Origin of the sequence: Bradyrhizobium diazoefficiens, assembly GCF_016616235.1 — a bacterium.
GTDB lineage: Bacteria > Pseudomonadota > Alphaproteobacteria > Rhizobiales > Xanthobacteraceae > Bradyrhizobium > Bradyrhizobium diazoefficiens_H.
The window spans coordinates 1,561,152-1,575,171 of the sequence record NZ_CP067100.1 but is presented as its reverse complement, the minus strand read 5'-3'; the positions used below and the strand labels follow the sequence as shown (position 1 = coordinate 1,575,171).

Here is a 14,020-nt window from a genome sequence, read left to right as displayed (position 1 = left end):
GAAGTTTCTTGGCCGGGCAGATAAAGGCGGTTTTTGCTGCACGCTGGGGTGCGGACATATTGCCGCCTCTACGCGAGGTGCAGCAACGCAGCTTCCACGATGCTCCGCTGCTCGGCCGTCAGCGCCGCCTGCGGCGGGACGGGGTCGCCGACGTCGTAGCCCTGGATCGAAAGGCCGGCCTTGATGCAGGCGGCGAGATTGAAGCGGGCGAAGGCTTCGTTGATGCGCCACAGCCGGCGCTGGAGCGCGATGGCCTCGTTCCAGCGGCCGGCCTTGCAGAGATCGTACAGCACAACGCTCTGGCGCGGGATGATGCAGGCCGGGCCCGCCATCCAGCCCAGGCCGCCGATCAGCATCACCGCCGCCGGGATGTGGGCGGAGGCCGAGAACACCCGCAAGCCATCGCCGCAGCGGTTCATGATCGAGAGCAGCCGGCCAGTGTTGGTCGAGGCGTCCTTCAGGTAGTCGATGCGCGGATGCTCGGCGAGGCGCGCGATGACATCCAGCGTGAGATCGGAGCGCTGGAATTGCGGATTGGTGTAGATCACGACGGGAATGTCCACCGCATCCGCGATGCTGCGGAAGTAGGATTCGACCTGGACGTCGGCGAGTGGGAAATAAGCTTCCAGGATCGCCAGGATGCCGTTCGCGCCGAGCTTCTGATAGGCTTTCGCCTGCGACACCGCATCTGCGGTCGAGGTCGAGGCGACGCCGGCCACGACCGGCACGCGGCCCTTTGCGGCCTCGATGGTCGTCTGCACGACCGCCGTGCGCTGCGCGACATTGAGATAGGCGAACTCGCCGGTCGAGCCTAGCGGCGTCAGCCCGTGCACGCCGGCGCCGATCAGGTCGTCGCAGAGCTTTCCGAGAACTTCGGTTCGCACCGTGCCGTCGGCATCGACGGGCGAGACGAGATAAGGGAAGACGCCGTGGAAGTCGGTCATGTCAGGAGGGCCCCCGAAAACTGGCTAGACCGGTCTTACCAATGCCCACGGCGGCGATCAAACCCTAAGCAGCTGCACGCGCCGGGGCGACCGTCTCCAGCCGTGGTCCTGGGGGGAAACGCGAAGTCCTGGCCACTCGGCCAGTTTCGCAAATCCCGGCGACGTCCCAGATTGTGGACAGCTTACAGGAGCCTTGAGCTTATAGGAGCCTTGCATGACCGACCCAAGTCCTCTGTCCTCACTCTCGTCCGCGCTCGCAGACATCGTGGCGCGCACTGCGCCGTCCATCGTCTCCGTGCATTCGCATCGCTCCCGGTCGACGGGCTTCGTCTGGAAGCCCGGCCTGATCGTCACCGCCGACGAGGCGCTGGCCGATGAGGGCGCGGTTCAGATCGGACTGCCCGACGGCAGCACCGCGGCCGCCACGATCGCCGGCCGCGACCACACCACCGATGTCGCGCTGCTGCGCGCTGATGCCACCATCGCCCCGGTCAAGCTGGGCGCGACGGTGCCCGCCCTCGGTACCCTGTCGGTCGTCGTCGCTGCCGACCGCGACACACCGAGCGCGGCGCTCGGGATGGTGTCGGCCTCGGGCAAGAGCTGGCGCTCCTTGCGCGGCGGCGACATCGATTCGCGAATCGAGCTCGACCTTCGCCTGCGCGATAGCCAGGAGGGCGGGCTTGCGCTCGATGCATCGGGCGAGGCGTTCGGCATGGCCGTGCTCGGACCGCGGCGCGTGCTGGTGATCCCGACGGCGACGATTGAGCGCGTCGCGGCGCAGCTCGAGGTACGCGGCCGCATCGCGCGCGGCTATCTCGGGCTCGGACTCCAGCCGGTGCGTCTCGACGACGGCGTCGGCGCGATGGTGATGAATGTCGACAAGGCCGGTCCCTCGGCTGCGGCCGGCATCCGCCAGGGCGACGTGATCGTGGCGGTGAACGACCAGAAACTCTCCGGCGTACGCGCGCTGTCACGGGCATTGGGACCTGCGAGCGTCGGCACGGTCGTCGATGTCGCGGTGCGCCGCGGTGGCGAGCCAGCCAGCTTCAAGGTCACGATCGGCGAGAGGCCGGAGGCGTGAGCGAGGACAAGACGTCCGAGATCGTGCTGTCGCTGGAGATTGACGATCCCACACTCGCCGATCGCATCGCGACATTGCTCGGCAGTGTCGCGGGGCTTCGCCTCGCCGGACCGGGCGAGCAGGCCGCCGCGACGATCGTCGCGCGCGATCCGCGCCGCATGCCCGACGATATCGCGCTGACGCAGCGCGAGCTCGACGTGCTGGCGCTGATGGCCGAGGGTGCCTCCAACAAGATGATCGCGCGCCGACTCAGCATCTCCGTGCACACGGTGAAGTTTCATGTCGGCTCCCTGCTCGACAAGCTGGACGCCACCGGCCGCACCGATGCCGTCGCGCATGCCGCACGCCGCGGCGTGATCGAGCTATGACGTCGCCGGGAAGCTGAGCCGGACCGTGAGGCCCGGCGCATTGTCGTGCAAGGTTATCTCAGCGCCATGGAGGCGCGCGACCGCCGCGACGAGGCTGAGGCCCAGGCCGTTTCCCGGCGTGTAGCGGCTCTGCTCGAGCCGGTAGAAGCGCTTGAAGACGTGATCGCGCTGCTCGGCGGGGATGCCCGGACCATCATCCGCAATCGCGATGGCAGCGCCGCCATCGGCGCTGCCGCAGGTCACGGTGACCTGTCCGCCTGCACGGCCGTGCTTGATCGCGTTGTCGACAAGATTGGCGATGGCGTCGAACAGCAGGTCGCGGTCGCCCGTCACGGAGACTTCGCGGTCGCCACTGATGCTGATCCGGGTCGCGACCTGCTCGGCGGCGGCGTCGTAGAGCTCGACCACCTCGCTGGCGATCTCGGCAAGGTTTAGCGTGCGGAAGGCGCCCTTGCGAGCGCGGGTCTCAATCTCCGAGATCCGCGTGATGGAGGCGAACATGCCGAGCACGGCATCGAGATCGGCGATGGTGTCGCCTATCAACGCCGCATCGGCCTCGCTGTCGCGCGGAGCGTGATAGGCCTTTTCCAGCCGGCCGCGCATCCGCGTCAGCGGCGTGCGCAGATCGTGGGCGACGTTGTCGCTGACCTGCTTGACCTCGCCCATCAGCGTCTCGATGCGATCGAGCATCAAATTGAGATTTTCGGCCACGCGGTCCCATTCGTCATGGCTGCCGCGCAAGGGGATGCGGCGGTCGAGGCCGGACAGCATGATGGCGCGGCTGGTGGCGTTGATCTCCTCGATTCGGCCGACCGTGCGCCGCGTCACCAGCACCGCGGCGAGGGTCGCCAGCACCAGGAGCAGCACGGCGACCGCAATCATCGCAAGCTCGATTATCGCGGTGAAGCCATCGTGATCGCCGACGTCACCGATCCGGCTTCGCACGTAAGCGAGCGTGCCGAAATAGACATAGGCCATGATCGCCGCGACGATCAGGCCGAAGATCGCGATCGCGATCAGCGCTTGGCGGAAGGTCGAGGAGCGAAGCGTCTTAGCCAGGAGCACGGAGGCAATATCCAATGCCGCGGATGGTGTGGATCAATGGATAGGCCTGGGCATCGTCGACCTTGCGGCGGACGCGCCCGACATAGACGTCGATGATGTTGGTGGAAGGATCGAAATGCAGGTCCCAGACGTGCTGGAGCAGCATCGCGCGGGAGACGACGCGACCTTCGTTGCGGACCAGATATTCGAGCAGCTGAAATTCGCGCGGCAGCAGTGGAATTTTGCGGCCACGGCGGCTGGCATTGCGCGCGATCAGATCGACGGCGAGATCGCCGACCCGCAGAATGGTTTCCTTGGCTATGGTCTCGCTGCGGCGCCCAAGCGCCTCGAGGCGCGCGAGCAGTTCGACGAAGGAGAACGGTTTGACGAGGTAATCGTCGCCGCCGGCGCGGAGGCCCCGCACGCGGTCATCAACCTCGCCGAGCGCGGAGATGATCAGGAAAGGGGCAGCAACGCCGTCGTCGCGCATCTGCCGCATCACGGCGATACCGTCGATGTCGGGCAGCATGCGGTCGATGGTGATCACGGCATAGTCGCGCGCCACGCCATGGCTCAGCGCTTCACGTCCCGTGGCGGCGAGATCGACGTCATAGCCAGAGGTCGTCAGCTCCTCGACGAGTTGGCCTGCGGTTTCCGGATCGTCCTCGACGACCAGGATGCGACGGTGACCTCCGGTCATGACAAGCTCCACGCGACGATCGCCACCAGACTATCCCGTTCCGGGGCTGAGCGGAACCGCCCGGTGACGATCGCGACAATGGTGCGGTACGGCGATGCGACTACCAATAGTCTCCGCACACATTGATCCATTGCCAGCCATAAGGCGTCCAGCTCCTGCGCCAGCAGCCGTCATAGTAGCTGGCATAGATGAACGGCGCGCCGAAGAAGGCGAAGCGGTGGAAGCGATGATGGCGGAAGAAGAAGGCATGGCGGCCGATGAACGGCCTGCCGGCGCCGGCAAAACGCGGTCCGATCGCCGCATGCGCGAAGCGTGGTCCGCCAAAGCCAGCTCTGCCGAAACCAGCTCCGCCGAAGCCAGGTCCGCGGAAGCCAGGTCCGCCGACATGGGCGAAGCGCGCGCCGCCCATCCCGCCGACATGCATGCCACCGAAGCCGCCGGCGCGCATGCCGCCGCCGAAGCCGCCCGCATGCATTCCGCCGCCACCGAAATGCCCGCCACCACCGAAGCCGCCATGGCCACCACCGCCGAAGCCGCCACCGCCGCCACCGAATCCGCCACGGGCTAGCACAGGTGAGGCGAGCGCCATCATCGCGGCAAGCGTCACCGCCGTGACACCTTTGAGAAACCTGTTGTCCATCGAAGCATCCTCCGTGCTGCGCGGTGATATTTCTGCCGCGCCAGGAGGTTCAGATGAGAGGAAGGGACAGGCAGCTTCAACTTACAAACGCGCCAGATTCTAACGCGGAAGTTAGGGATGCACGCCCTATCGCTCCCTCTCCCTGTTCTTACGGGGCCGCGACGAGCTTCGCTCGCGCTGAGAGGGTGGGGTGAGGGGCTGCATCCGAGCATGCGATGCGATTGGTGACGAAGTTTTCGACGCGCGATCAGATCGGAGTCCGATGGATCTCCATCTCGGCAGCATAGTGCCCTGCCCCTCACCCGCATCGCTAACGCGATCCGACCTCTCCCCGCAAAGGGCGGGGAGAGGTAAGAAAGTCACACCCGCTTGCCGCCGTTCTTCTCGGCTGCGCGGCGCAGGGCTTCGGCGAGGGCGCCGCCGCCGGAGGATTCCTGCTTGCGCGGTGCCGACGACGTCATGCGGTTGGTATTGCGCGTGTTGTCGCGCTGCATGCCGGGCGCGTCCTTCTTGACGCCGACCTCGTCGTCGAGGCGCAGCGTCAGCGAGATGCGCTTGCGGGCCACCTCGAAGTCCAGCACCTTGACCTTGACGATGTCGCCGGGCTTCACCACCTCGCGCGGATCCTTGATGTAGTTCCTTGACATCGCCGAGATGTGCACGAGACCGTCCTGGTGCACGCCGATGTCGACGAAGGCGCCGAATGCGGCGACATTGGTCACCGTGCCTTCGAGGATCATGCCCTTCTGAAGATGCTTGATCTCCTCGACGCCTTCCTTGAACACGGCGGCCTTGAACGCCGGACGCGGGTCGCGGCCGGGCTTCTCCAACTCGCGCAGGATGTCGGTGACGGTCGGCAGACCAAACGTCTCGTCGACGAAATCCTTCGGCTTCAAGGTGCGCACGATCTCACTGCTGCCGATCAGCGCCTTGATGTCGCTCTTGGTCGCCGCGAGAATGCGCCGCACCACCGGATAGGCTTCCGGATGCACGCCGGAGGCATCGAGCGGATCCTCGCCGCCGAGGATGCGCAGGAAGCCCGCGCACTGCTCGAACGCCTTCGGCCCGAGCCGCGGCACGTCCTTGAGCGCCTTGCGCGACTTGAACGGGCCGTTGGCGTCGCGATGCGCGACGATGCTCTGGGCAAGACCCGAGCCGACGCCCGATACCCGCGCAAGCAGCGGCGCCGAAGCGGTATTGACGTCGACGCCAACTGCGTTCACGCAATCCTCGACCACGGCATCGAGCGATTTGGCGAGCTTGGCCTGGCCGAGATCGTGTTGATACTGGCCGACGCCGATCGCCTTCGGCTCGATCTTGACGAGTTCGGCGAGCGGATCCTGCAGCCGCCGCGCAATCGAGACCGCGCCGCGCAGGGTGACGTCGAGGCCGGGCAATTCCTCCGAGGCGAAGGCCGAGGCCGAATAGACCGACGCGCCGGCTTCCGACACCACGATCTTGCTCATCTTCAGTTCAGCGAGACCCTTGACCAGCTCGGTCGCGAGCTTGTCGGTCTCGCGCGAGGCGGTGCCGTTGCCGATCGCGATCAGCTCGACGCGATGCTTCAATGCCAGCTTGCCGAGGATCGCAAGCGACTCGTTCCACTGCCGCTGCGGCTCGTGCGGATAGATCGCGGTGGTGTCGACCACCTTGCCGGTCGCATCGACGACGGCGACCTTGACGCCGGTGCGATAGCCTGGATCGAGCCCCATGGTAACGCGGGTGCCCGCCGGCGCGGCCAGCAGCAGGTCGCGCAGGTTGGAGGCGAACACGCGCACGGCTTCGGTCTCGGCCGCGTTCCACAGCCGCATGCGCAAATCGATGTTGAGATGCACCTGGATCTTGGTGCGCCAGGCCCAGCGCACCGTGTCGATCAGCCAGCGGTCGCCGGGACGCTTGAGGTCGGCGATGCCGAACCGCTTCATGATCTTTAGCTCGTACGCGCCCGGCACGCCGGCGGGCGGCGCTTCCTCGGCCTGGATCTGGAGATCGAGGATCTCTTCCTTCTCGCCGCGGAACATCGCGAGAATGCGATGCGAAGGCAGCTTCGTCAACGGCTCGGAGAAGTCAAAATAGTCGGCGAATTTCTCGCCCTCGGTCTTCTTGCCGTCGCGCACTTTCGAGGCCATGCGGGCATTGGTCCACATGTCCTCGCGCAGCGAACCGATCAGGTCGGCGTCCTCGTCGAAACGCTCGACCAGGATGGCGCGCGCGCCGTCGAGCGCGGCAGCAGCATCCGCAACGCCCTTCTCGGCATTGACGAAGCCTTCCGCCACGGCCTTCGGATCGTTGCCAGGCTCGGCCAGCAGCTGATTGGCGAGCGGCTCGAGGCCGGCTTCCTTGGCGATTTCCGCCTTGGTGCGGCGCTTCGGCTTGAACGGCAGATAGATGTCTTCGAGGCGCGCTTTGCTGTCGGCGGCGAGAATGGAGGCTTCGAGCGCGGCATCGAGCTTGCCCTGCTCGCGCACCGATTCGAGGATCGCCTTGCGGCGGTCTTCGAGCTCGCGCAGGTAAACCAGGCGCTCCTCCAGCGTGCGCAATTGCGCGTCGTCGAGCGCACCGGTCGCTTCCTTGCGGTAGCGGGCGATGAAGGGAACCGTGGCGCCGCCGTCGAGCAGCGTCACCGCCGCCTCGACCTGCTCGGCCCGAACCCCGAGCTCCTGCGCAATTTTCTGGTTGATATTTGCCACGCGAGAATTCCCTCCAAGCACGCGACGCGAACCGAAACCCGGCCGCGGGACGCCGCTTATGGACCAACCGAGGTTGATTCATCAAGGTGCGCCGCGCAACCGTCGACAGAGGATTTTTTTGCCCGACCGATGCGATCTCGCCACAATTTTGCGGAGGCCAGCGCACCGCTTGCGGCTTGACAGAAGCCGCCGTTCCACGGCTGGTGGATCTGCCGGACCACCGAACTCCACACGAGGACTATCATGCGGACAACAGCGGTCGGCGTCTTCAAGATCGCCACCAGGGGCCCCGGCGACGTCGCCGGCCTGATGGCCATGATCGACTCCGGCGCGATCGATCCCACATCCATCCTCGCCATTCTCGGCAAGACCGAGGGCAATGGCGGCGTCAACGATTTTACCCGGGAGTACGCCGTCGCCGCGCTATGCACGGCCCTGGCGCCGAAGCTCGGTTTGTCCTCACAAGCGGTCGAACAGCGCATCGCTTTCGTGATGTCCGGCGGCACCGAAGGCGTACTCACCCCGCATCTGACGGTATTTACGCGCAGCGAGGCCGAGCGGCCCGCTGGCATGTCCGGCAAGCGGTTGAGGATCGGCATCGCGCATACGCGCGATTTCCTGCCCGAAGAGATCGGCCGCTCCGCGCAGATCACGGAGACGGCCGCCGCCGTGACCGCCGCGATGGCGGATGCCGGCATCACCGACCCCGCCGATATCCATTTCGTGCAGATCAAATGCCCGTTGCTCACCAGCGATCGGATCGAGACGGCAAACGCGCGCGGCAACAAGACGGCAACGATAGGCTCCTACAGCTCGATGGCCTATTCGCGCGGCGCCTCCGCACTTGGGGTCGCGGTCGCGCTCGGCGAGATCGCGCCTGACGTTCGCGACGAGGACGTGCTGCGGCGCTACGATCTGTTCTCGAACGTCGCTTCGACCTCATCGGGCATCGAGCTGTTGCACAATGTCGTCATCGTGTTCGGCAACTCGGCATCTTCCGCGAGCGAGTTCGAGATCGGGCATGCCGTGATGGACGATGCCATCGATGCCACGGCGGTGATGTCGGCATTGAAGGGCGTTGGACTTGGCGCCACGCCGCAGCCAGGCCGCGAGCTCGTCAATATCTTCGCCAAGGCCGAGGCCTCGCCTGACGGCACTATACGCGGCTTCCGGCACACCATGCTGGAGGACACCGACATCAGCTCGACCCGCCACGCCCGCGCGGCGGTCGGCGGCCTGATCGCCGGTCTTGCCGGCACCGGGGCGGTCTACGTCTCCGGCGGCGCCGAGCATCAGGGGCCAGCGGGCGGCGGCCCGGTTGCGGTGATCGCGCGCCTGTCCTAAGCACGCCACGACCTCTCCGCCCGGCGCAACCCTGCCCTTCGCGCCGGCTCGGTTGATTCACGCCGGCCCTTGCGAAAAGGGTGACGCGGCACCTCAAGGGATTTGAATTCATGACTTTGCCGATGAGCTGGAACGAATGGGCGCAGCACGATGGCGTTGGCCTTGCGGCGCGCGTGCGCAAGGGCGAGCTGACGGCGAAGGAACTGGCACGTCAGGCCGCAGCGGCGGTCGCCAAGGTCAATCCGACCCTATCAGGCGTGGTCGAGCTGTTCGATGACGTGATCGCCGATCCCGCCAAGGACGGCGCCAATCTCGCAGGTCCCTTCGCCGGCCTGCCGTTCCTGATGAAGGATCTCGGGCCGACCATGAAGGACCGGCTGCAGGAGATGGGCTCGCTGCTGATGCGCGGCAATCGCGCCGCGGCCGACACGTTCCTCACCGGTAAGTTTCGCCAGGCGGGATTGAACCTGATCGGCCGCACGACGACGCCGGAATTCGGCGTGTGCTCTTCGGCCGACAATCCCGCGGTCTATGTCACGCGCAACCCCTGGAATACCGACTACACCACCTGCGGCTCGTCGGCGGGCAGCGCCGCAATGGTTGCGGCCGGCGTGGTGCCGATCGCACATGCGACCGACGGCGGCGGCTCGATCCGCATTCCCGCCGGCGTCAACGGCAATATCGGCCTGAAAGTGTCGCGCGGCGTGTTCTCGCTGGCGCCGCACATGTCGGACCTCACCGGCCTCGTCTCGATCCAGGGCTGCCAGTCGCGCAGCGTGCGCGACACCGCCGCCTTCGTCGATCACGCCCGCGGGCCCGCGCCCGGCGAGTTCATGCCATTCTGGACCACGGCGCAGCCATACTCCGAGATGATCAAGCGCGATCCGTCAAAGCTGCGCATCGCGCTATCGCACACATGGGGCGACTACAGCGCAACGCCGGAGATCGCGGCCGAGCTGGACAAGGCCGGCCGTTTCCTCGAAGGCCTCGGCCATCACGTCGACTTCGCGCTGCCCGAGCTCGACTTCCGCGCCGCGTTCGCGGCGCAGACCACTTGCTACATCTCGAACTTTGCCGTGGTGATCTCCAACATGCTCGCCGCGCGCGGGCTGGAAAAGCCGCCGGAAGATCTGATTGAGCCGATGAATATCCGGATCTGGGAGAAGGGCCGGCACACGAGCTTTGCCGAGCGCGCGAAGATGCAGGGGGTGTTCAACACCACCTCGCGCGGCTTCGGCGCGTTCTTCGAGCAGTGGGATGTCATCCTGACGCCGATCACCGCGCTGCCGACGCCGAAGGTCGGCACCAGGGAATATCTCACCATCTCCGACAATCCCGATGTGCTCGACTGGTTCGGCAATCTCTGGCGTTTCTTCGCGTTCACCCCGCTTGCCAATCTCTGCGGCATACCGGCAATCTCGATGCCGATGGCAACGCAAGAGCACGGCCTGCCGCTCGGCATCCAGGCGATCGCGAAACAGGCCAATGACGGCCTCCTGCTCCAGCTCGCCGCCCAGATTGAGCGCGCGCTCGACGGCAAATGGAACGGCGGCAGGAAGCCGAAGGTGCATGTGGGCTGAGAGGCTGCGATCGCGGTGATACGCGATCGCGCTTCCCGCCTCAATTCTTCACCGCCGGAATCTCCTCCGCCACCGGCTGCTGCCGTCCCTGTTGATACATCGCCAGCGCCTTGTCGAGCGCTTCGCGCAGGGCAAGCGCGGCGGCCACGCTGCAACGCAAGTGCGCGGTCTGAACCACGTCGACCCTGACCGCGGCGCCGACCGGCATCAATAGGTTCGCGGCAAGCTCGATCTGGATCGCGCCATTGTGATGGCCGAAGCAGGAGGCACCGTCGAAATAGATGATCGGCGCGCGTTCCGAGCTCGAGCTCGAAATCGTGACGGGCCCCTGATTGGCGGGCGTTTCGGGGTCGGTCATGGGCGCTCCTTGCGGCTGCTCGAACGAACGAAGCATCCACCATCGTTGCTTCCGACCGCCCTGTCGAGGCCCAACCGCCGTCCGGCGGCCAGTTCGGGTTTTGCACCGCGCCCGACACTGGTCTAGAACGTCGCCATGTCCACTCTATCTCCCACGCTCCCATTCGAGGAACTCGCCGAGGCGATTAGGGGCCGCCGCTCCGATTATGGCCATATCAGCGGGCTCCAGCTCGACCGCTTCGCGCCGGGTGAGGCCTGGTCCAGCTTGCCCTACCGGCCCGTCTTCGTCGGGGACACCGAGACCGGCGTGCTGCATGGCGGCGTCGTCACCGCGATGCTGGACGAGAGCTGCGGCATGGCCGTGCAACTTGCGCTCGACGGCACCCGCGCGATCGCAACCCTGGACTTGCGCATCGACTACCAGAAGCCGGCCACACCCGGTCTCGACATCAAGGCGCATTCGGTCTGCTTCCGCACCACGCGCTCGATCGCCTTCGTGCGCTCCACCGCTTATCAGGACTCCGAGGACGATCCGGTCGCGACCGCGACCGCCTGCTTCATGATCGGCGCCAACCGCACCAATATGCTCGCCGACGGCCGGATGGATTCGCGCCATATCCCGGCGCTGGAGGCGCCGGACGATCCGGGCGGCCCGTTCGCGAGCAGCCCGTTTGCGCGCTGCCTCGGCATTCGCGTCAACGACGACGGCACGCTGACGATGCCGTTCTCGCCAAAGATCGTCGGCAACCCGATCCTGCCCGCGATCCATGGCGGCATGACCGGCGCCTTCCTCGAGACCACCGCGATTTTCGGCGTGCGGCGCGAGCTTGGCATCGCCGCGCTGCCCAAGCCGATCGGGCTCACCGTCAATTACTTGCGTTCCGGCCGCGCGCTCGACAGCATTGCCAATGTCTCGATCGTGAAGCAGGGCCGGCGCATCGTGGCGTTCGAGGCACGGGCCTGGCAGGGCGATGCGGACAAGCCGATCGCCACCGCTTTCGGCCATTTCATGCTGCGGCCGACGCCCGGAAGTGACGAGGAATAGGCGTATTTTCGCTTGACGGCAGCGGGCCGGGCCACAACGATAGCGCGCTCCCTGCGAGAGGTATTGGATTGCGGCATCCGCTCGACATCGTCGCCATGTTCGCCGCGCTCTGGCTGCTGGCAGCGATGGTGCTCGACGCGCTGACGCCGTCGGAGCTCACGGCGGTGATGATCGGAATCGCGATCGGACCCGCCGTGATCATCACCGCCGTGTTCTATTATCTGCGCTGCCCGCGCACGGACTTTGCGGTGATGTTCGCCGCGCTGTGGCTGATCTCCGACATCGCCATGGCATTCATCTCGCCGGCGCAGCTGCCGCATTTCCTGATCGTAGCGGGCTTCGTCCCGGCGCTCATCATCGGCATCGTGCTGCACTGGCAGCGCTTCCAGCGCCGCCATGAACGGCTGCCCGTACCGTCCGCCAAACGCAGTTAGCGCGGCAACAAGTTCGTCTTCGCGAGGTCGAGCACCTCGTCCCCGCGGCCGTTCATCACCGCGCGCAGCACCCAGAGGCTGAAGCCCTTGACCTGCTCGGCCGTGATGGTCGGCGGCATCGACAGCTCCTGCTTGGCCGTGACGACGTCGAGCAGCGCCGGGCCGTTGTGGGCCAGCATCTCCTTCATGGCGCCGGGCAGCTCGCCGGGATCCTCGACGCGCTTGGCAAAGATGCCCATCGCGCGCGCCATCGCCGCGAAGTCGGGATTCTCCAGATCGACATTGGTATCGACGAAGCCGGCGGCCTTCATCTCCAGCGCGACGAAGCCGAGCACGCCGTTGTTGAACACCACCACCTTCACCGGCAGCTTCATCTGCGTCAGCGTGATGAGGTCGCCCATCAGCATGGTGAAGCCGCCGTCGCCGGAGAGCGAGATCACCTGGCGGCCGGGCTGCGCGGCCTGCGCGCCGATCGCCTGCGGCATCGCATTGGCCATCGAGCCATGCACGAACGAGCCGATCAGCCGGCGACGGCCGTTCATGTCGAGATAGCGCGCGGCCCACACCGTGGGCGTGCCGACATCGGCGGTGAACACGGCGTCGTCAGAGGCATGGTCGCTGATGACTTTTGCCAGATATTGCGGATGGATCGGCTTAGCTCCGGGCGTGCCCTTGGCGAGCGAGTCGAGGCCTTCGCGCGCCCTCTTGTAATGCGCGACCGCGTCGTCGAGATGCCGGCGCTGCGTCTTGATCTTGAGCAGCGGCAGCAACGCCTCGATGGTGACTTTGACGTCGCCGACGAGGCCGAGATCGATCCTGCACCGCCGTCCCAGATTTTCCGGACGGATGTCGATCTGCGCGACCTTCGCGTCGGTCGGGAAGAATTGCTTGTAGGGGAAGTCTGTCCCGAGCATCACCAGTGCATCGCAGGCGTGCATGGCGGCATAGCCCGAGGAGAAGCCGATGAAGCCGGTCATGCCGACGTCGTAGGGGTTGTCGTATTCAACATGCTCCTTGCCGCCGAGCGCGTGCACGATCGGGCTCTTCAGCGCTTCTGCGAGCTGCATCAGCGACGCGTGCGCACCGGCGCAGCCGCGGCCGCAGAAGAGGGTGACGCGCTCGGCGCCGTTGAGGAGATCCGCCAGTGCCTTCAGCTCATCCGCCTGCGGCACGACCTTCGGCGGCGACAGCGCAAGGCCGCGCGTGGTCGACAGCGCGCGCTTGGGCGGAGCGCGGAAGGCGACGTCGCCCGGCATGGCGACGACAGCGACGCCGCGCAGGCCCACCGCTGCGCGGATCGCGTTCTCGATCACGAAGGGCAGCTGGCTCGAATCCGAGACCAGCTCGCAATAATGGCTGCACTCACGAAAGAGATTTTGCGGGTGGGTTTCCTGGAAATAGCCGCCGCCGATCTCGGCGGTCGGAATCTGCGCCGCGATCGCCAGCACGGGGACGCGGCTGCGATGGGCATCGAACAGGCCGTTAATCAGGTGAAGATTGCCCGGGCCGCAGGAGCCCGCGCAGACCGCGAGGCTTCCCGTCATCTCGGCTTCGCCCGCAGCGGCGAACGCCGCGACCTCCTCATGCCGGACGTGAATCCATTCGATGGTGCCGCGGCGGCGCAGCGCCTCGGTGAGCGCGTTCAGGCTGTCACCGACGATGCCGTAGATGCGCTTGACGCCGGCCTGCTCGAGCGTTGCCACGAACAGATCGGCCACATTGTTGATCGCCATGTCGGTCTCCTGATCTCGCCAGTACAGCAAGATAGGATACAAACCGACCGTGACGGCATC

At 66.1% G+C, this 14,020-nt stretch carries 13 protein-coding genes; 6 read left to right on the top strand and 7 right to left on the bottom strand.

Annotation, left to right across the window (positions count from 1 at the left end; all coding sequences use genetic code 11):
* Window positions 1-68 precede the first annotated feature (68 nt).
* A complete protein-coding gene (locus tag JJB99_RS07500) occupies window positions 69-944 on the bottom strand; it encodes a dihydrodipicolinate synthase family protein (RefSeq protein ID WP_200498170.1) in 876 nt (291 codons plus the stop codon).
* Between the two features lie 214 nt (window positions 945-1,158).
* Here JJB99_RS07500 and JJB99_RS07495 point away from each other — a divergent pair, with 214 nt between their 5' ends.
* The gene (locus JJB99_RS07495; RefSeq protein ID WP_200498169.1) at window positions 1,159-2,025 is read left to right on the top strand and encodes a S1C family serine protease; all 867 of its coding nucleotides are present in this window, start codon (window positions 1,159-1,161) and stop codon (window positions 2,023-2,025) included.
* Window positions 2,022-2,393: a response regulator transcription factor gene (locus tag JJB99_RS07490; protein WP_200498168.1), complete on the top strand. Its 372-nt coding sequence runs from the start codon at window positions 2,022-2,024 to the stop codon at window positions 2,391-2,393. Before JJB99_RS07495 ends, JJB99_RS07490 begins: the two co-directional genes overlap by 4 nt.
* Here JJB99_RS07490 and JJB99_RS07485 read toward each other — a convergent pair.
* From JJB99_RS07485 to JJB99_RS07470, 4 genes are all read right to left on the bottom strand, one after another.
* On the bottom strand, window positions 2,388-3,458 hold the full coding sequence (locus JJB99_RS07485; RefSeq protein ID WP_200498167.1) for a sensor histidine kinase: 1,071 nt from the start codon (window positions 3,456-3,458) through the stop codon (window positions 2,388-2,390). The two genes, JJB99_RS07490 and JJB99_RS07485, sit on opposite strands and share 6 nt — an antisense overlap.
* On the bottom strand, window positions 3,445-4,137 hold the full coding sequence (locus JJB99_RS07480; protein WP_148755763.1) for a response regulator transcription factor: 693 nt from the start codon (window positions 4,135-4,137) through the stop codon (window positions 3,445-3,447). The genes JJB99_RS07485 and JJB99_RS07480 overlap by 14 nt, the downstream gene beginning before the upstream one ends.
* A gap of 100 nt (window positions 4,138-4,237) precedes the next feature.
* Window positions 4,238-4,777 (bottom strand): hypothetical protein, encoded by a 540-nt coding sequence (locus JJB99_RS07475; protein ID WP_200498166.1) that lies wholly within the window; start codon window positions 4,775-4,777, stop codon window positions 4,238-4,240.
* Window positions 4,778-5,136: 359 nt separating this feature from the next.
* On the bottom strand, window positions 5,137-7,467 hold the full coding sequence (locus JJB99_RS07470) for a Tex family protein (RefSeq protein ID WP_200498165.1): 2,331 nt from the start codon (window positions 7,465-7,467) through the stop codon (window positions 5,137-5,139).
* Window positions 7,468-7,710: 243 nt separating this feature from the next.
* On the opposite strand from JJB99_RS07470, the gene JJB99_RS07465 reads away from it, so the two are divergent.
* Window positions 7,711-8,811 carry a ring-opening amidohydrolase gene (locus JJB99_RS07465; RefSeq protein WP_200498164.1) on the top strand — a complete coding sequence of 367 codons (1,101 nt, stop codon included), beginning with the start codon at window positions 7,711-7,713 and terminating at the stop codon, window positions 8,809-8,811.
* Window positions 8,812-8,921: 110 nt separating this feature from the next.
* The gene (locus JJB99_RS07460) at window positions 8,922-10,391 is read left to right on the top strand and encodes an amidase (protein ID WP_200498163.1); all 1,470 of its coding nucleotides are present in this window, start codon (window positions 8,922-8,924) and stop codon (window positions 10,389-10,391) included.
* A 40-nt stretch (window positions 10,392-10,431) separates the two neighbouring features.
* On the opposite strand, the gene JJB99_RS07455 is transcribed toward JJB99_RS07460, so the two are convergent.
* Entirely contained in the window at window positions 10,432-10,749 is a 318-nt protein-coding gene (locus tag JJB99_RS07455) for a hypothetical protein (protein ID WP_200498162.1), read from the bottom strand.
* A 135-nt stretch (window positions 10,750-10,884) separates the two neighbouring features.
* On the opposite strand from JJB99_RS07455, the gene JJB99_RS07450 reads away from it, so the two are divergent.
* Window positions 10,885-11,793, top strand: a complete 909-nt coding sequence (locus JJB99_RS07450; RefSeq protein ID WP_200498161.1) for a PaaI family thioesterase — start codon at window positions 10,885-10,887, stop codon at window positions 11,791-11,793.
* A 68-nt stretch (window positions 11,794-11,861) separates the two neighbouring features.
* On the top strand, window positions 11,862-12,227 hold the full coding sequence (locus tag JJB99_RS07445; RefSeq protein ID WP_200498160.1) for a hypothetical protein: 366 nt from the start codon (window positions 11,862-11,864) through the stop codon (window positions 12,225-12,227).
* Here JJB99_RS07445 and poxB read toward each other — a convergent pair.
* On the bottom strand, window positions 12,224-13,960 hold the full coding sequence (poxB, locus tag JJB99_RS07440) for a ubiquinone-dependent pyruvate dehydrogenase (RefSeq protein ID WP_200498159.1): 1,737 nt from the start codon (window positions 13,958-13,960) through the stop codon (window positions 12,224-12,226). The two genes, JJB99_RS07445 and poxB, sit on opposite strands and share 4 nt — an antisense overlap.
* Window positions 13,961-14,020 lie beyond the last annotated feature (60 nt).